Source organism: Bdellovibrio sp. HCB209 (assembly GCF_047306065.1).
Taxonomy (GTDB): domain Bacteria; phylum Bdellovibrionota; class Bdellovibrionia; order Bdellovibrionales; family Bdellovibrionaceae; genus Bdellovibrio.
In genome coordinates this window covers 1378663-1396220 of sequence record NZ_CP178618.1, presented here as the reverse complement: position 1 = coordinate 1396220, position 17558 = coordinate 1378663, and the positions used below count along the sequence as shown (strand labels likewise).

The window sequence follows — 17558 nt, the reverse complement described above, 5'->3', positions numbered from 1 at the left end:
TTTTGTCTAACTTCTAGACAGCTTCTAATACGAATCCGAACATGGCTCTGGGACTGCGATCTGAGGGAGAACCCAGCTGGCGCTGTACGCAGTTCTGCGACACGCCATCCGGGCTCAACCGTGGCTCGCCTTCGGCGAGTGCGCGCCGTCGTGGCGCCCACGGAGGTCGCTGCCACTGCATACATCTCCAGCTGGGTTCTCACTCAGACCGCAGACGACGTTTATTGGGCAGCTCGGTGTTTGTAGGTTCTGTATTCTGGTTTCCAGAAATTTGTTTGAATGGCTTCTAGTAATTCTTCGTCTGTCGTTTTTGCGGCTACGCCATCTTCCTGAGCTGCTTTACCGACTCGGAAGGCAATTTCTACTGAGACTGAAGAGATGTCTTTTAGCTCTGGTAGTAAAACTCCATCTCCCGAAGATGCCATTGGTGAGCAGCTTGCTAGTGCTTCGCTTGCTGCCATCATCATAGAGTCAGTTACTCTGCGTGCTTTCGCTGCGATGATTCCTAAGCCAACTCCTGGGAAGATGTAGGAGTTGTTACATTGAGCGATTGGGTAAATCTTTTCGTTGTATGCTACTGGCGAGAATGGGCTTCCTGTTGCTACCAATGCGGCTCCGTCTGTCCAACGAATGATGTCTTCTGGAAGTGCTTCCACTCTTGAAGTTGGATTCGATAGTGGCATTACGATTGGGCGAGCACAATTACTGTGCATCAAGCGGATGATTTCTTCTGTGAAGAGTCCTGGCTGTGCTGAAGCTCCAATCAAAACTGTTGGTTTTGCGTGGCGGACTGTCTCTAGCAATGAGATTTCGCCTTCTGGTAGTCCCCAACTTTGCAACTTGTCCACTGGTTGTACCAATGGTGTTTGGAATTCCAAAAGATTTGGCATTTTATCTGTTAGCAAACCGTAGCGATCGATCATGAATACTTGCGAACGAGCTTCTTGATCCGTAAGACCTTCTTGCTTCATTCTTGCAATAATCTGTTCAGCAATTCCGCAGCCTGCAGAACCTGCTCCCAGAAATACTACTCGTTGGTCACGTAACTGACCGCCGGCTGCGCGGCTGGCAGCGATGAGGCTTCCTACTACTACGGCTGCTGTTCCTTGGATGTCGTCGTTGAAACAGCAGATCTCGTCGCGGTAACGCTTCAAGAGTGGTGAGGCATTTTTTTGTGCGAAATCTTCGAATTGCAATAAAACGTCTGGCCAACGGCGCTTCACTGCTTCGATGAAGGCGTCAACAAATTGGTAATATTCTTCGCCTGAAATACGTGGATGGCGCCAGCCCATGTAAAGTGGATCATTGATCAACGTTTGGTTGTTCGTTCCAACATCCAAAACCACTGGCAGAGTGTAAGCAGGACTGATTCCGCCGCAAGCTGTGTACAAAGAAAGCTTACCGATAGGAATTCCCATTCCACCGATTCCCTGATCGCCTAGACCCAAGATACGTTCACCGTCAGTGACGACGATGACTTTCACATTGGCTTTAGTTACGTTACGAAGCATTTCATCAATACGATCGCGTTGCGGGTAGGAAATGAATAAACCACGGTGCGCACGATAAATCTCAGAAAAATGTTCGCACGCCTCGCCCACGATCGGAGTGTAGATAACCGGAAGCATCTCGGTGATGTGACGAACGACGAGATGGTAAAAAAGAGTTTCATTCGTATCTTGCAAGTGGCGTAAGAACACGTGACGGTCTAGGTTGTTTTTGATGCTGCTAAACTGGCTGTAAGATCTTGCAGCTTGTTCTTCAATCGTTTCGATATGTTCTGGCAAAAGCCCGTGTAAATTTAAGTTTGTTCTTTCCTCATCAGAAAAGGCACTGCCTTTATTAAGCAAAGGAATGTCCAAAAGAAATGTCGCTGAATAAGGAATATAAACCGGGCGTTTATTCGAATTATCTGTGTCCATGAAGTCATCTTAATACGAAGGGTACGTGTTGTACATCTGTTATAACTGCGGTAGCTTAAAGTGATGATCTTATCACGTTGGATTCTTCTTTCGGTATTTTTGGTTTGTGCAGTCTCCAAGGCGGAGACTATCCATCTTCTTGGCGAAGACGATTGGGCTCCCTATTCCTCTGCGACTTCAGACTACAAGGATGTACAAGGCTTTGCTCCAGACATCGTTCGTGCGGCTTTTAAGTCACAAGGTGTGACGGCAATCATACGCCCTATGCCTTTTGCTCGGTGCATGATGGAAGTCGACAAGGGAAACTCTCTGGGTTGCTTCGACACCGTGATTAATCAAAACACGAAGGACAGCTACATCTTTCATGCGACACCTTTATTTCAGGCAGACATGATGATCTATGGAAAAGTGAATGAAAAATCTGGCCTTAAATTAGCCGACCTTGAAGGTAAGGTCGTTGGTACGACTTTGGGTTACACCTACCCGACAAGTTTTTTGACCAATAAAAAAATCATCACGGAACCCGGTCCCACGGAAAAATCCCAACTCATGAAAGTCGCTGCGGGGCGAATTCAGTATGCGGTTTTATGGGGAATGACGGGCGAGGAGCTTCTTAAGAAAAATCCCGATCTTAAAATCAAAGTGAAGTCTTTAGGACGCGTTTCTCGAGATGCTTTGTACGTGAACTTCTCAAAAAAACACAAGGATGGTGCGAAGTACGCGGCCATCCTTGAAAAGGGAATTCAAACTATTCATTCAGACGGAACTTACAAAAAGATCGAGTCAGAGTTCCGCAAAAAGTATCCGACAAATCAAGAGGCGTTTTCCAAGAAAAACGCCGACCTCAATTAGTTCAAGTTACCCAAACGTGCCAAAGCCTTTTGTTGCTTTTCTTTAGCTTCGCTTAGTTTTTGGCGCTTTTGATTCAACTTCTCTTGAAGTTGTTTTCTTTTCTCAAGGTTTGCTTGAGCTCTTCTGTTGTTTTGCTCAGCTTTCGCCAATGCCTCAGAAGTTTGTTGAGCCAAACGTTTAGACTCACGCTCATAGTTCATACGAGCTTTCAAGAAATCAGCATCTGTCTTTTTAAGCAAAGCTGCTGCTTGACGCTCTTCATTTTTAGCACGAGCCAATTTAGCTTGCTCTGTTTTCAAAGCTGCGTTCGTGCGAGCCATTTCACCTTTAGTCGCGTTCATAGCTGCAGTTAATTGCAACTTTTTATCAGTTGCTTGTTCACGGTCAGAACGCGCTTTACCAAGCTTATCATTTACGCGCGCCAATTTGTTACGAGCGTCGTTTTCTTGAGAATCCATTTTTTCGATTTGCTTACGCAAAGTAATAGTCTCACTGATCAAACGAGTTGTTTGCTTAGAGTTTCTATCCGCTTCAGCTTGCAAACGTTTGATTTCGCGACGAGTACGTAGAGTCGTGTCTTTATGATCACGAGTACGACCTGCATAATCTGTCTTTGCTTCACCAAGCTCTTGCTCAGACTGTTCGAAACCACCTTGAGCTTCGTCCAAGTTTGCAAAAGCACTTTCAACATCTGATTGAGCATCAATAGAATTATCTTTTTCCATTGAAGCGTGAGCGCTTGTCGCACCAAAAATCATCATCAATGCAGTGGCTGCTAAAATCTTTGTATAACGTTTAGACATAAATGGTTCCTTATAAAGGTTGATAGCCACCACTATCCACTTTCTGTGCCGAAGGGTCTTTACTGGATAATTTTGAGCTCAGTACTTACACCCCACAAAAACCGGGAAATACTTTCCAAAACGAACGACAAATTAGGCACCCCTCTCATGTCATTCGCTGGGGCCACTAAAACGTCCTGTGATCCTCGGCACTTAGCCCGCTTATTTGTATACCGAATAGACACCCCTCCCTATGCTTTCCCCTACATCAACAAGGAGAAACCATGAAACCTGTACTATTCGGCTTAGCCATGACCTTCGCAGCTCCCCTCACCCATGCCACCACTTATTGGTGCAACTTTACGGAGCCCTTTGCCCAAGTAACCTACGATACTGATATGAAAGAGTTGGGTCTCACTCGCCCTAATGAAGAGTATCTAACGTGGCCTTCGACCCACTCCAAAGCAGGAAACTTTCTCACCGCGAAATCAATCAACGGAGAAGCAAAACTGCGCATTCAGTTGAATAAAAAAGGCAGCGATGGAATGTCGGATCATGTTTACCAGTACGAAGGAGTTTGGAATGATACACTCGTCGGTGGATGTGATTTACGCAATTCACCTCGGCCTGAATAGTAGTATCACTTAGTTTTCAAGGTGGGAGCTGATTTTGCGCCCACCTTAGTCTTGGGACACAGCACGTCCATGCTATTGCTTTCACGCAAAATAAGTTATCCTGCAGGAATGAAAACTAAGTCTCTACTCGTTGTGACTCTTTTGTTTCTAAAATCCCTGATTGCCAATGCCACTGATTGGAGAACTGCGGATCGCAGTTCTGTGGGCATTGCCCCAACTCCTCTTGAAGACAAACGTGCTATTGTTCAAATTTATTCCGCACGTACTTACGGGTGGAAAGGCAATTTAGCTGTGCACTCGTGGCTTGCCTACAAAGAAAAAAATGCGGCGGAGTGGAGTGTTTACGAAGTCATCGGTTACTATGCCAATCGCGGTCTTCCCGTCATTCGCTTGACTCATCGTCAACCAGATCAAAAATGGTTCGGCAATGATCCTTCTTTACATATGGATGTTCGTGGCGAGTCAGCAGAGAAAATGATTCCCGAAATTTTGAAAGCTATCGAAAGTTATCCGTACCCAGAGTCCTACCGCATTTATCCCGGACCGAATAGCAACACATTCGTCTCTTATGTGATGAGAAATACACCGGGCATCTATACAGATCTACCTCCCCACGCTGTGGGTAAGGACTGGATCGGTAAAGGTCAACCTGTCGGCATCACCGAATCAGGAACGGGAGTACAAGTTTCTATATTTGGTCTGTTGGGAGCCAGCGTAGGCTTAGCTGAAGGTATCGAAATCAATCTTTTAGGTATGAGCTTCGGTATTGATTTCGCCCGACCGGCGTTAAAGTTGCCATTTGTCGGGCGCTTAGGAATGTCAGATAAACCTGTCTTTAATACGACAGATAAGAACTCTACGGACGAGACAATATCAGCGTCGTCACCGACATCGCCGGCATCGCATAATTAAAGGCACTGCCACTGAGAGTGGTTTCGCCCATATTTTTCGGTGTCGATGTTCCATCATTGATTTGATAGCGCTGGTACTTCGTAAATGTTCCAGCGTTCGAGATATTAATATTCGTACTCAATGTGCCCGCCGTCTTATTAATCACCACGAGATAAAGCTTCTTAGCATCCGTCGAGGACTGCATCGCATACACGGATGACTTCTCATCATTCGTTGTTGCCGCTTGAACAGAGATATCCCCTACGCGAGAGCCCGCACCATCATAATTCGTATAAAGCTTCATCGCTCCGTAAATATAAGGAGAATCCTCACGGTCCCAGTGAGTTGCTAAATAAACATCCTCACGCCCAAAGATTCCCAAAACGTCAGCTTGCGCGATACCACCAGAGATGATTCCGCCACCGCCATGGTTGTATTCCGAAAACGAAATCTTCGTCCCTGGGTAATACGTGTTAATACGCTCTTTCAAACGAGGAATCCACTTCAATGGCTGTTTCAAATAATCATCCACAATCCACGAAGTCTCTTTATAAGTCGGATCCCACAAGGACCGAGGGGCTTGCAAACGAGCGGCAATCAAACCCGCTGTTTGCGATACGGTCTCGTCCAAAATACGGTTGCCATCACCACGAGCTTCAGAACCCCAGTGCATATCTAAAACGTCAACCAAGCGTTTGCCGTAAGTTTTTTCTGCGGCCGCCATCTGTTGCAAGAACCAAGACATATACTCCCCGTTGGAGCGATCTGGAGCATCTTGCAAGCTCATCATTTCATTGAAGCCATAACCAACAGCACCGAAGACCATCGAGTTCGGAGCTTTCTCTTTGATCATGCTCGCAAAGCGAATGGTCTTTTCTTTCATCTCGGCATACGTCGTTTTATCTGGATGGATCAAAGGGTGAGTAGTTTTCCAAATAGACGGCTCATTATCGAGCATATAGTGAATCTTTTTACCCGCAGCCAATTCTGTCTTTAATGCATTTTGGAAGTAAGCCACAGCCTCGTCTTGATAGACATAGTTATCAGACAAACTGCCCACCGGAGTTGTTACACTCGATGGTTTACGATCTAAGTTTCTTCTGAAGCGTGTGTTCGTATCACTGGCTTGAGTCGTGATAGTTCCATTCTTATCTGCTGCCACGTAGTCCACGATAGGAATTGTCACAACGGGCGTCGCTCCATATTTATATGCAAGCAAAATACCTAAACGAACCGCCTCACCAGGCACTTCGCTGTTAGAACCACAATTCACCAACTCACAAACGCGGTTACCGCTTGAGTTGTTATAGTCTGTACCACCATTCGTGGCATTGTTCTCCCAATTGTAAGTTGTCCAGCGATTGCCCCCCATACGGAAGGCACCGATACCGTTATACAAACTCACTTCATAGTTTGATCCATAGATATAAGGAGAGATCGCGTGGCGATTCAAATTAGCATCAATATTAAATGTCACATCCGCTGCTGGAAGCGGCGTTGTCGTTGGTGACGGCGTCACCGTAGGTGAAACAGTCGGCGAGACTGTCGGAGACACCGTTGGGCTTACGGTAGGGCTTACGGTAGGGCTTACGGTAGGGCTTACGGTAGGGCTTACCGTTGGAGATGGCGTTACTGTCGGAGAAGGTGTTGGTGAAGGATTTGTGCTAGGCAGTGACTGGCTACCATCGCCAGGAGCCTGCGTTTCAAAGCCCGTGCTTGAGCAGTTTTGAAAAAGGAGCATCAGCGCCAGGAGCGCCGTATACGACATAATACGATGGCGTTTCTTCCAGATTGTTTTCATCGAATTTGAATCCCCTCTTAACAATTGTGCTTCACCCAAATGGTATTTACTACTTTCGGTAGACGGCAGTCTTGAAGTGAGCCAGCATTCCTGTTTCTAGTTTTATGGCCAAACTGTCCTTAGGGATCATCCCCCAGAGGTGTCAATTTTTGTGACACCCCTTCCAGTTTTTCACTACACCCACTTCTTTCCCCCTGAGGTCGTTAACTGGAGTATAAAACCCCATCTATAAATCTCTCTGAGATGGGGTACTTATGATGAACAAATCTTTGGTGATTGCAGCGACTCTATTAATCGCAGCTACATCACAGGCAAAATCAATCTCCTGCACTGGCATTGATAAAAATGGCAGCAAAGTGAGTGTCACAGTTTCGTTGAACGGTGGCGTATCTTTCGACTATAAAACAGAAAAAACCAAAGCTAAGAACTCTGAAACTTACGCTGATGTTTGGACTGCAGACGTAGGCGCTTACAATCTTGCTGAAGGTTCTAATGAACAATCAGTCAGTGGCTCTTTGGGTTCTCGTGGTGAAAAATGGGCTAAGCTTTCTATCGGTGAAATCGGTAAAGCCAACTCCACTTTCGAATACGACGAAAACGACTCTGGCTACGAGTACAGCAATTCAATTTCTAAAATGATCTGCCGCTAAGATCTTAGAAACGACTGCTCCACGAGCTTTCAAAACCGGGACCTTGTTCCCGGTTTTTTTATTTCTGCGACTAACAGTTCGCCAGTTTATCAAAAATCCCCTAGACCAAATTCTGGAAATTTCCCTGTGGCATTCTCACCACGGTTCAACGTTGGTAGAGTTTTGTTTCGCGAAAGAGTTTTGTATCTACGCAGAATCACTAGCAGCAAAAACGAAAGCAAATCGCGTTGAACAAAAGTGCGTTTCACTTTGAGAAAACGGAACGATTTGGCGTCTTTAGCTCTCGAGAAAAATGAGAAAATGGACGAGAATATCTAGAGACAGTCCGCATTGGGGGAATTGGAATGGCTAAAAGAGTAAGAGTAAAAGGATTTCTAGCACTCTCTGGAATTTATCTTTTTATCTGCCTATTCTATTCCAACTGCACCGTTCGCGAAGAAGCTCACACTCCTACACAACTAGGTTCCATCGATCCTCACTAGCATCAAAAAAAATCAGGGAGCTTTTTAAGGCTTCCCTGACTAAGCATGTTGGTCGAATCATTCATTATATAGTTAAACTACATAGTATAGAAAAATTCTTCCTTCACGATTTTACCGTTCTGCACGGTATAGATACCAACTTCTTCCATCTGCCAACTTTTATTGGTCGATTTATCAGTGGCATCATATTTAAAATGAACAGCGAATCGATCACCTAGCGGAAATGGTCCATCAACTTGCGCTGAGTGTATTTCCATGGTTTCTTCCCACTGTTTATTTTTCTTAAGTGCGTTCTCAATTCCGTGGGACTCAGAAGGCATTCCTGGAGAGTCCATCGCCTCACGACTTTGCACATCGTCTGCATAAAGAGTTTCGATTGCTTTCACAACCTGATTACTCCTGCAAAAACCGACAAGCTTTCTGCCGACTTCCAGAGTGTCTTTTTGAGTTTGTAGGTTCATAAGACCTCCTCCGTGTAGCTTCAAGTAAAGGCTACACCCGGAGAGGCCTGGAAAGAAAGTACTGAAAGAGTCCTTAAAAATTACTTCCTAGAGAGATTCTAAACCTTCAACGTGATCTCATGTGCTGAATAACGCTCTCCACGTTTCGTATGAATCGGAGCCGAGATGTAACCATGCTCGGGATTGCGCAAATAACCCAGGAATTCTTCAAGGCCTTGATGATCCGTATTGTCGCTAGCAATCACTCCACCCGCACGGACTTGTGATTCCATCAACTTCAACACATCCATATACATCCCTTTTGGTCCATCCAAGAAAAGCATGTCTACATTTTGCGGAAGATTTTGCTCCAACGTTGTTCTGGCGTCACCAACACGGAACTCAACAAAATCCAACAAACCCGCTTCCGCAAGATTCGCTTTGGCTCTTTCAACTTTCTCTGCATGATATTCAGTCGTGATAACTTTACCACCACCGTTATCTTTAATCGCAGCCGCCAAATAAATTGTCGAAACACCAAAAGATGTTCCAAATTCCACAATCTTTTGAGCCTTCGCCGTACGAGCCGTCGCATACAAAAGGTTTCCAAACTCCTTACCAATCGCCATGTAAACTCCACGCATGGCTGTATAGAATTCGTCGCGAGTCGCCGTTTCAGGCAATGCCATCGCTGCTTGGCGGTTGATCGGATCATTTTCCGCTGAGTCTTTATAGAGTTTCGCTAGAAGATTTTGAACTTTGTGAGTAGCTAGAGTCGATGTCATACTTATTTCTCCATTAAAAGAGTGGATCTAAAAAGAAATCCTGAATTGGGCAATAGATTTTGCCCAACTCCCCTCTTAATGAAACCAAATTGACTGAATATGATGCCGAGTTACATCAGCAATGTAGGTAGACTAAGGATTAATAACTTCCGCAACACCCTCAAGACCATTTTGCTTGTACACGAATAGCAGAGTTCCTCTGTTGCTATCGTAAGTAACAGGTCCCTTACATGTGAACGTTGTATTCGGCAGAGCAATCGTACTTTCGGCTCCGCTGTTATTAAGATCGTATTTGTACAACACGCCACCCGTACAAGTGAAAACAGCGTTCGAAGATAGATTCGCAGGGCGATTCGTCGTAAAGAACGAGAACGTTCTTGAACCCGTCGTTAACAGAGTACTCATCACACCAGAACCATCGGAAGCAAACTTAGCAATACGATTGCCTCCCGTATCAGCGACCAAATAAGAACTGGTCGCTGGGTCCCAAGCGCCTTGATAAGCTCGGTCCAAAGCAAGGCCGTTAATACTACAGCTACCCGCCACCACGGCATTATCAGCACAAACCGTACTATCAATATTCGTACTGCCATCAAGCCACACGGCGCGTGTTTGAGTTTTCCCACTGATATTCACAAACTGAAGGCGCGAGTCCACCAAACGATTCAAAGTACCGTTGTAGGAGAATGAAGAAACCAACAGTGTATTGCCATTGAGTGCAACCGGGCCAGGGCCATATGTCCATCCGCCGAGGATATCATCCCACACACCCGTCGAACGCAGAATTCGCGAAGCCCAACCCTGCTGACGAGGATAATAGATGTCTCCGTTAGCAGCTAACAAGAAACGAGTCGGAGCTCCGTCGTAAACGTTCGCCATCGGAACTGCCGATGCCACCTGGCCATTCGTAGGATTTTTCGTATACTGCAATCCCGCAACGGTCGTCAAATTTCCACCAGGTACAAACTCACGCATGCGAACATCACCGAAATCGTAGAGCGTGATCGTGCTAGTTCCGTTATTATTCCAGGCTTTAACATCTGTCAGATCCACGAAGCGACTTACACCTGCGGCCTTGCCATTTTCAGATCCTAATGGATCTCCGGCCAATGTGCGGATCTTCTCTTCGTAATCGATAGTGCGAATCGCTTTTGAACGAGCGTCAATATAGAACAACTGTCCTTGCGAGTTAAAGGCCATGGCTTGAACTTGCAAAGCACACTCATCGGTTGGCGTTGCATCCGCACATGTTCCAATGCTCGGCAAACCATAAATTCTTGACCATGTCAGAGTCGATGCATCGAACTTAAAGATACCTTGGGCATTGGTACTGTTGTAGTAGCCCGTATAGAGATTTCCTGATTTATCATTATAGAAATCAACTGGCTCACGGAACCCTGTTGCATTGTTGATGCGGCCTGGAGCTGGCAACATTGCAATCCCCGTCGTCGGATCTACCTGCGCATAGGTGCGTGTTTCGTTGGTACTACTGATCGCACAGCTCGATCCTGTACCACCTGAAGACAGAACCCAGCCCATTTTCTCTGTGTTACCATTCGTATCAAACTTAACGAAATAATCCGTATGAGTACAAAGAGTATTGTCCTGAGTGGTACTGTTCGTATTACCAGCACCTGACAGAGTGATAAGGCTCACGGCACCCGTGGCAGCCGTATATTTACGAACTTTACGGCTGTTCTCGCCGACGAAATAAATATCGCCGTTTGATGAAACCGACAGACGCTTAATATTGATCGATGATCTATAGTTCGTTGCAATACCCACGTAAGACCCGGTATCACTTCCCCCACCAATATAGCGAGCAATCGTCATCGGACTGACACGAGTGTTGATCTTACGAATCGTTCTTTCGTCAGCAACCAAGATGTCATTATTGCTATCAACCCAAATACCAGTGATCGATTTAAACTTGGCACTCGTTAAAGGACCACCATCACCGGAAGCAGATGACGCCGTCGTCGCAATAATCTCATACACACCTGTTGTTGGATTCACCCACGCCAAGCCACGCGAATCCACAACAAAGATTCGACCGTCATCTAAAACCGCCAAAGAGTTACTACCAGATGGCTGCAACAAAGCAGACTTAGCACTGGAACCCAATCCCAAGTCGGTATTACCCGCTAAGAAATTGATTGAACCAGAGTTCAATGGATTTGAAGTGATCGTTGTTAAGAATCCTTCCGTATCCACAGCTTTTAATTTCAAACGGAAATAAGTGCCAACAGGAGCGCTAAACATCGCACACCCCGTATAGCCCGCTGTCACAGTACATCCACCGTTCGCACCATTTGAAAGAGTGCTCGACAGAACACCCGTCTCGCCAGAATCATCCACCGTGTAGGAAACGCGAATAGAGTTCGCAGCAAGTCCGGTTGTGCTCACGATATTCCATTTCAAATAAATCGGTTGGCCTGATGTCACTTTTAAATCATTACCTGCCGGAGGATTTCCCGGCGTATCCGTCGAAGTCAGCTGAATCGCACTGATACTTGGAGGATTTGGAGAGTTATAAACGATCGTGCCACGATCCACTCCGGTCGACGCCGCATTGGTTGAAATATTACCAACCGCATCCATCAACCAAATATAAATCGTGTAAGTACCAGACACTAAACCGACGTTGTAATAGATCGACGACGTACTTAGGTTTTTCGACGCAGCCAAACCGTAAGAGGCCACATTCACCCAGCAACTGCTACCAGAAGTCGGCGCCGTCGAGCTTGTCTTCATACAGATTTTTGAAATATTCGATAATGAATCCACACCCGTGAAGCTGACCGGAATATTGTTCTTATTTGTAGAGGCGCCTCCACTATTCAGAACAAACGATGACAATGTCGGTGGAGTATTATCAATAACGAAGGCTCCTGATGTTGCCGCCGTTTGATTTCCTGCCGCATCCACCAACGTCACACGCAATCTCGCGGCATTGGTATTCGTCACAGGAACCGAAATTCCATTATAAGAATAATTCACTGCTGAGTTATTACCTGCCGTTGCAGCTCGCGTACCGATCGTTGACCAATTCGCGCCATCATAAAGCTCCACTGTAAATGAAGAGCCCGTGGCCACATTCACTTCCGTATTCACCCATGTCGCATTAACTACGCCGCCACCTTGAACCGCAGCAGGAGTTGTGACTGTGATTGCTGGAGCCGTCGCATCTTTCACGACCGTGCGGCCCGCTGACGAGCCGACGTTTCCAGCAGCATCTGTCTGATTTGCCGTCAATGTATAAGTCGCATCGGCAACTGCCGCCATATTAACTGTCATAGACCAAGCGTTGCTCGCACAAACCGCCGGAGACGCAGAAACACCCGACAGTGTCACATTCACGCCATTTTCAGAACAAGCACCACCAATACTTACCGAAGTAAGGCTACTATAAGGAATCACATAACCATTCGCCGATGGAGTTGTGATCGTCAAAGTCGGAGCCACCGTATCGACAGTCCATGTATAGCTCACTGCCGTTCCGTCATTACCAGCTGTATCTGTCGCCATAATGGAAACCGTATGACTTCCATCAGCCAAAGATCCAAATGAAACCCCAGATACGCAAGACGAGTAAGCTCCACCATCCAACTTACATTGGTAACCTGCGATACTACCACCGCCTGTGTCGCTGCCTGTAAAGCCAAATACGGCCGTCGCAGAATTTGAATTTGCATTCGGTTTAGCGGCAATCGTCACCGTTGGAGCAATTAAGTCGATAGTCCAAGAATAAGTAACACTGTTAGAGGAATTTCCTGCGGCATCGATCGCAACAACTTCAAAACTGTGCGCACCACCGATTAATGACGAATAGGAAACTCCTGAAACACAGGCCGTGGCAGTTCCACCATCAATCTTACATTCGTAACCGCTGATTGAACCAGAATCTGTGGCACTAAACGTAAAAGCGGCCGTCGTCTGATTCGTAAGACTGTCTGGTTTCGTTAACAATGTTAATACAGGAGCCGTCAAATCCACAGACCAAGTATAAGTCTGCGCAGTGCTTGTATTTCCGGCTGTATCAGTCACGCGAACGTCAAATGTATGACTGCCTTCAGAAAGTGCTGTTAAATTTCTCGGGCTCGCACACTCGACAAAACCACCGCCATCAATTTGGCAATAGTACTTATCAACGGCTCCACCACCAGTGTCTGCACCCGTAAATTTAAACTGAGCATTCGCAGAACCCTCAGTTAATTCTGGCTTATCAGTGATCGTTAAGGTCGGATTTGTTGTATCAATAATCCAAGTGAATGATGTCGGATCACTCGGCATAGAGTTATTATCAATCGAACGAACTTCAAATGTATGAGAGTTCTGAACAAGCGAATTATAGGTATGCGGCGAGGTACACGCCGTCCAAGCAGAACCATCTAATTTACACTCATATCCCGTGATAGATCCCGATGGCGGTGCCGTCGCAAAGAAAGCAAATGTTGCAGAAGTCTGATTAGTAATACTATTCGGAGAGCTTGTGATGGAAGCCATCGGCGTCACGGTATTAACAACCCATGTGTAAGACGTTGCCGTTCCTACGTTACCCGCAGTGTCCGTCGCACGAACTCTGAATGTGTAACTACCATCCGTTAAACTTGAATAAGCACGCGGCGAAGTACATGCTGCGAATCCACCGCCATTGATATCACACTCGTAGCTTGCAACACTACCACCGCCCGTATCGCTTCCGACAAACACCAGGTTTGCCGAAGTCGCATTTGTTGTCGCTGCAGGTTTTGAAGTGATCGTCACTGTTGGAGCTGAAGTATCAATAGTCCATGTATGAGTTTGAATGGCAGAAACATTTCCAGCACCGTCATAAACACGAGCTCTGAATGAATGCGCACCTGCTGCCAACACATGAGTGTTCGTCGTAGGACAAGCCGCGAATGCTGCTCCATCCAGACTGCATTGATAAGAAGCAACACCAGATCCACCCGTATCAGCACCTGACAAAGTCAAAACGGCCGTCAAAGAATTTGTGATCGCCGCAGGTCCTGCAATAGTTAACGTCGGCACCGTCAAATCGATGTGCCATGTTTTAGAATCCACAGCAGACATATTCCCTGCTGTATCAATCGCACGTACACTGAAGGTATGATCACCCTCGGTCAAACTTGCATAGGAAGCCGGGCTCGAGCAGGCTGTCCAAGAACCCGCATCCATTTTACATTCAAAGTGATCAATCACTCCCGATCCATCGTTACCTGTGAAGGCAAAAACCTGAGAGCTTGATTTACTTTGCGCTAATGGAATCGTTGAAATCGTTACCGTCGGAATCGCAGTATCAAGTACAACCACCACAGACGTTGGCACTTGAGAGATCGTGCCTGAAGCATCTTTAGCCCACAGATAAATTGTTTTAGTCGCATCACCTGAGGACAACATGAAGTTTGCCGCTTGAGTTCCAGCGGATGTACATACGATCGGGAATGTGGTCGATGCACTCGGCATGACGTTGCTTTCGCTTAAAAGCATGCCACTGAATGTGTCACAATTTGCAAATGCGGCACCTGTATTAATCGATAAAATCAAAGAACGTGTATTTACCGGATTCCCATCGGCAACAGATGGTGTTGTCACTTGGAACGACGGAGATTGCGGTGGTACGTTATTAGAAATACTGATCGCTGAGGAGAACGACTTATAAGGCTTCGTCAAATCAACTTGGCCTGCCCCATCGTTCTGACCAATCGTTAGAGTCAATGTATGGTTCCCTTGGGCATTACCACCTGGGGAATAACTAAGACTTTTCAAATTACCGATAACAGATGAATTCAATTTCCATTGATAAACCGTATTATAGGTCGAAGACCAGTGCGTGGCTTCCGCCTCCATCACCGTCGCGATTCTCTCTTGCGCAGCACCTGGTAAACGAGTCATCAGCACTTCAGGGGACGCATCCAATAGAACCGTCGGAGGCACCCCAAAAAGCGCGGTAAACAAATCTGTCGCCTCGGTGTTCGCAAGTAACACGTTATAGGATTTCTCCATCGAATCTGGAGTCCCCAAGATCAACATCAAAGAAGCCATCCCCAAAGGATCGGCTTGCAAAGCACGAGTCATTTTTTCTTTGTGAACTGTGTTGAGCACATAGCCCAATAACGAAGAAGACATCGTGATGTGCTGATCTGTGTAACCAGTGACAGGTCTAAAATAAACCTGGTCCGTACAACCTTTGACCTCGATCACCATGGAGTTCAATTTCAACGCTTCGGTTTTATATTTATCAAGCTCTTGCAGGTTGAATGTGTAGCTGCCGGAATCGTCAACGCCTGTCGATGCGATCTCTGGCAACTCTCTGTCGCCGGTTTCGCTTAAGCGATACAAGTACACAACAGGTGTCACACAGCTAGAAGCTGAAACACTTTGAGACTGATTTGAATTGCCTGTGTAGTTTGAGAGCTTCCCAGTGATGCTGCTGGTAGAGATATGATTGACCTCGTCGATCAAGGCCGTCAGGGTACAAGACGATAGAACGAGAGCCGTAAGTGCAGCCACTACCGTGGTTCTCACCGACTTCAGACTTATCTTAGAATCATTCCAAGTACGTTCCTGCGTTCCCATACAGTGCCTATCGGAGAGGCATCCAGATACTTATAGGGCAAAAATGTCTTTCCTGAATCCAAAATATGAGTACTATTTTAGGAGTAGCCCTTTAGGCTCGATTCGAGATTACACCTTTGAAATCATTGCTACTTTGGGCTTTTTTTATGAGGAATATCTCGTAAATTTGTGTATTTACTCAGTTTTTATGGAGTCATTATTGGAGTCATCAAGGACTAAAAAAACAAGCGACCACGTGAACGACAAATATGTCATTTCTTCAAGTCCCACTCAGAAACTGTAAATAACAACCGGCTTATCTTACATTAGGCGCTTATGAAAACACTCTTGTTCGTCTTTGGAACTCGTCCCGAAGCTATTAAATGTGCCCCTGTTGTTTTGAAAGCGCAAAAAGATCCGCGCTTCAAAGTTCTTGTCTGTTCAACAGGTCAGCATCGCGAGATGATCCGCCCTCTTTTTGATTTCTTTGGTATCAAGCCTGATTTCGATTTGGACTTGATGAAGCCAGGTCAAACACTCGTGGATATTTCCATGGGCGTGATGTCAGGCCTTAATAAAATTCTTCTAGAAAATAAAGTCGATGGCATCGTTGTTCAAGGCGATACTTCCAGTGGTTTCATCGCAAGCCTTGTTTCTTTCTATCACAAAATTCCTGTGATCCACATTGAAGCAGGTCTACGCTCAGGCGACATCTTCTCCCCGTTTCCTGAAGAATTTAATCGCAAAGGCACCGCCCTTGTCGCAAAAATTCACTTAGCTCCCACTGAAACAGCTAAGCAAAATTTGATTCACGAACACTATCCAGAAAAAGACGTTTTCGTCACAGGCAACACTGGAATCGATGCTTTGTTTGAAGTTAAAAACAAAATCGAAGCACGCCCAGAATTGAATGCCCAGTTCGCGGATAAATACTCTTTCCTAAGTCGCGATAAAAATCTGGCGCTAGTCACTGTTCACAGACGCGAATCCTTTGGTGAACCGATGGAGCAAGTGATGAGTGGTCTTTTAGAGCTTTCTCGTCGCAATGACTTGGAGCTTTTGATTCCTCTTCATATGAATCCGCAAGTTCGCGCTTCCGCGCAAAAAATCTTTGGCGACAATGCCAAGTGGATTGATAAAGGCGAGACCGTCAAACCAGGCCAATCAAAAATCTGGCTGTGTGAGCCTGTAGACTATGTACCTTTTATCTACTTGATGGATAGAGCCCACATAATCATTACGGACTCCGGTGGAGTTCAAGAAGAAGCTCCTTCTCTGGGTAAACCGATCTTAGTTGCACGTGAAAAAACGGAGCGCCCTGAAGCCATCGAGGCCGGCACTTCAATGCTCATCCCATTAAAGAAAGATGAGTTTATCCGCGTAGCTACTGATGTTTTAGATAAAAAAGAAATCTATCAGCGCATGGCCCAAGCTAAAAATCCATTCGGAGATGGCTCTGCTTCTGAAAAGATTCTAGATATCGTTGCTAAACACCTGTAATTCAAAGCTCATAACAATCGTTGTTTCTAAACCAAATAACGATTGTTAATTTTCGAGCCGTTCTATGAAATTCCGTTAAAACCCCATCCTTACATTGCGAAAATTCAAGTTTACCGTTAAAAAGCTATCAAACTTATTTGGTGGTGTTTTATTAAACCGACGGTACGTATACTGAAAAACACCCTGGGTCTTTTGATTCTCTCCTTGTTCGTCAGCACAACTTCTCAGGCCTCCCTCACTGCGAGCGGAGAATTATA

At 45.8% G+C, this 17558-nt stretch carries 12 protein-coding genes; 6 read left to right on the top strand and 6 right to left on the bottom strand.

Annotated features, from left to right (window positions below; translation table 11 throughout):
- Positions 1-221: 221 nt before the first annotated feature.
- Positions 222-1922 (bottom strand): NAD-dependent malic enzyme, encoded by a 1701-nt coding sequence (locus ACLVWP_RS06905; RefSeq protein ID WP_413560887.1) that lies wholly within the window; start codon positions 1920-1922, stop codon positions 222-224.
- A gap of 63 nt (positions 1923-1985) precedes the next feature.
- On the opposite strand from ACLVWP_RS06905, the gene ACLVWP_RS06900 reads away from it, so the two are divergent.
- Complete coding sequence (locus ACLVWP_RS06900) at positions 1986-2774, top strand: substrate-binding periplasmic protein (protein WP_413560886.1); 789 nt, start codon at positions 1986-1988, stop codon at positions 2772-2774.
- On the opposite strand, the gene ACLVWP_RS06895 is transcribed toward ACLVWP_RS06900, so the two are convergent.
- Positions 2771-3577, bottom strand: coding sequence for a hypothetical protein (locus tag ACLVWP_RS06895; protein ID WP_413560885.1), 807 nt, complete (start codon positions 3575-3577; stop codon positions 2771-2773). The genes ACLVWP_RS06900 and ACLVWP_RS06895 overlap by 4 nt on opposite strands.
- 263 nt (positions 3578-3840) lie before the next feature.
- Between ACLVWP_RS06895 and ACLVWP_RS06890 the strand changes: the two genes are divergently transcribed.
- Both ACLVWP_RS06890 and ACLVWP_RS06885 read left to right on the top strand, forming a co-directional pair.
- A complete protein-coding gene (locus ACLVWP_RS06890) occupies positions 3841-4191 on the top strand; it encodes a hypothetical protein (RefSeq protein WP_413560883.1) in 351 nt (116 codons plus the stop codon).
- Between the two features lie 108 nt (positions 4192-4299).
- A complete protein-coding gene (locus tag ACLVWP_RS06885) occupies positions 4300-5103 on the top strand; it encodes a DUF3750 domain-containing protein (protein WP_413560882.1) in 804 nt (267 codons plus the stop codon).
- Here ACLVWP_RS06885 and ACLVWP_RS06880 read toward each other — a convergent pair.
- Positions 5048-6883 carry a glycoside hydrolase family 44 protein gene (locus ACLVWP_RS06880; protein WP_413560881.1) on the bottom strand — a complete coding sequence of 612 codons (1836 nt, stop codon included), beginning with the start codon at positions 6881-6883 and terminating at the stop codon, positions 5048-5050. The genes ACLVWP_RS06885 and ACLVWP_RS06880 overlap by 56 nt on opposite strands.
- A gap of 254 nt (positions 6884-7137) precedes the next feature.
- Between ACLVWP_RS06880 and ACLVWP_RS06875 the strand changes: the two genes are divergently transcribed.
- Together ACLVWP_RS06875 and ACLVWP_RS06870 are read left to right on the top strand one after the other, a co-directional pair.
- A complete protein-coding gene (locus ACLVWP_RS06875) occupies positions 7138-7533 on the top strand; it encodes a hypothetical protein (RefSeq protein ID WP_413560879.1) in 396 nt (131 codons plus the stop codon).
- Positions 7534-7877: 344 nt separating this feature from the next.
- Positions 7878-8015, top strand: a complete 138-nt coding sequence (locus ACLVWP_RS06870; protein ID WP_413560878.1) for a hypothetical protein — start codon at positions 7878-7880, stop codon at positions 8013-8015.
- Positions 8016-8092: 77 nt separating this feature from the next.
- Here the strand turns inward: ACLVWP_RS06870 and ACLVWP_RS06865 are convergent, their stop codons facing one another.
- The 3 genes from ACLVWP_RS06865 to ACLVWP_RS06855 form a co-directional block, all read right to left on the bottom strand.
- The gene (locus ACLVWP_RS06865) at positions 8093-8476 is read right to left on the bottom strand and encodes a SnoaL-like domain-containing protein (RefSeq protein ID WP_413560877.1); all 384 of its coding nucleotides are present in this window, start codon (positions 8474-8476) and stop codon (positions 8093-8095) included.
- A gap of 98 nt (positions 8477-8574) precedes the next feature.
- The gene (locus tag ACLVWP_RS06860) at positions 8575-9240 is read right to left on the bottom strand and encodes an O-methyltransferase (RefSeq protein WP_413560875.1); all 666 of its coding nucleotides are present in this window, start codon (positions 9238-9240) and stop codon (positions 8575-8577) included.
- 132 nt (positions 9241-9372) lie between these two features.
- Complete coding sequence (locus ACLVWP_RS06855; protein ID WP_413560874.1) at positions 9373-15822, bottom strand: Ig-like domain repeat protein; 6450 nt, start codon at positions 15820-15822, stop codon at positions 9373-9375.
- 315 nt (positions 15823-16137) lie between these two features.
- Here ACLVWP_RS06855 and wecB point away from each other — a divergent pair, with 315 nt between their 5' ends.
- Positions 16138-17301 (top strand): non-hydrolyzing UDP-N-acetylglucosamine 2-epimerase, encoded by a 1164-nt coding sequence (gene wecB, locus ACLVWP_RS06850; protein WP_413560873.1) that lies wholly within the window; start codon positions 16138-16140, stop codon positions 17299-17301.
- Positions 17302-17558: the final 257 nt, after the last annotated feature.

What these genes read in the sequence shown, in the direction of transcription:
- ACLVWP_RS06905 (WP_413560887.1), bottom strand. Translation starts at nt 1,922, where the DNA reads ATGGACACAGATAATTCGAATAAACGCCCGGTTTATATTCCTTATTCA.
- ACLVWP_RS06900 (WP_413560886.1), top strand. Translation starts at nt 1,986, where the DNA reads ATGATCTTATCACGTTGGATTCTTCTTTCGGTATTTTTGGTTTGTGCA.
- ACLVWP_RS06895 (WP_413560885.1), bottom strand. Translation starts at nt 3,577, where the DNA reads ATGTCTAAACGTTATACAAAGATTTTAGCAGCCACTGCATTGATGATG.
- ACLVWP_RS06890 (WP_413560883.1), top strand. Translation starts at nt 3,841, where the DNA reads ATGAAACCTGTACTATTCGGCTTAGCCATGACCTTCGCAGCTCCCCTC.
- ACLVWP_RS06885 (WP_413560882.1), top strand. Translation starts at nt 4,300, where the DNA reads ATGAAAACTAAGTCTCTACTCGTTGTGACTCTTTTGTTTCTAAAATCC.
- ACLVWP_RS06880 (WP_413560881.1), bottom strand. Translation starts at nt 6,883, where the DNA reads ATGAAAACAATCTGGAAGAAACGCCATCGTATTATGTCGTATACGGCG.
- ACLVWP_RS06875 (WP_413560879.1), top strand. Translation starts at nt 7,138, where the DNA reads ATGATGAACAAATCTTTGGTGATTGCAGCGACTCTATTAATCGCAGCT.
- ACLVWP_RS06870 (WP_413560878.1), top strand. Translation starts at nt 7,878, where the DNA reads ATGGCTAAAAGAGTAAGAGTAAAAGGATTTCTAGCACTCTCTGGAATT.
- ACLVWP_RS06865 (WP_413560877.1), bottom strand. Translation starts at nt 8,476, where the DNA reads ATGAACCTACAAACTCAAAAAGACACTCTGGAAGTCGGCAGAAAGCTT.
- ACLVWP_RS06860 (WP_413560875.1), bottom strand. Translation starts at nt 9,240, where the DNA reads ATGACATCGACTCTAGCTACTCACAAAGTTCAAAATCTTCTAGCGAAA.
- ACLVWP_RS06855 (WP_413560874.1), bottom strand. Translation starts at nt 15,822, where the DNA reads ATGGGAACGCAGGAACGTACTTGGAATGATTCTAAGATAAGTCTGAAG.
- wecB (WP_413560873.1), top strand. Translation starts at nt 16,138, where the DNA reads ATGAAAACACTCTTGTTCGTCTTTGGAACTCGTCCCGAAGCTATTAAA.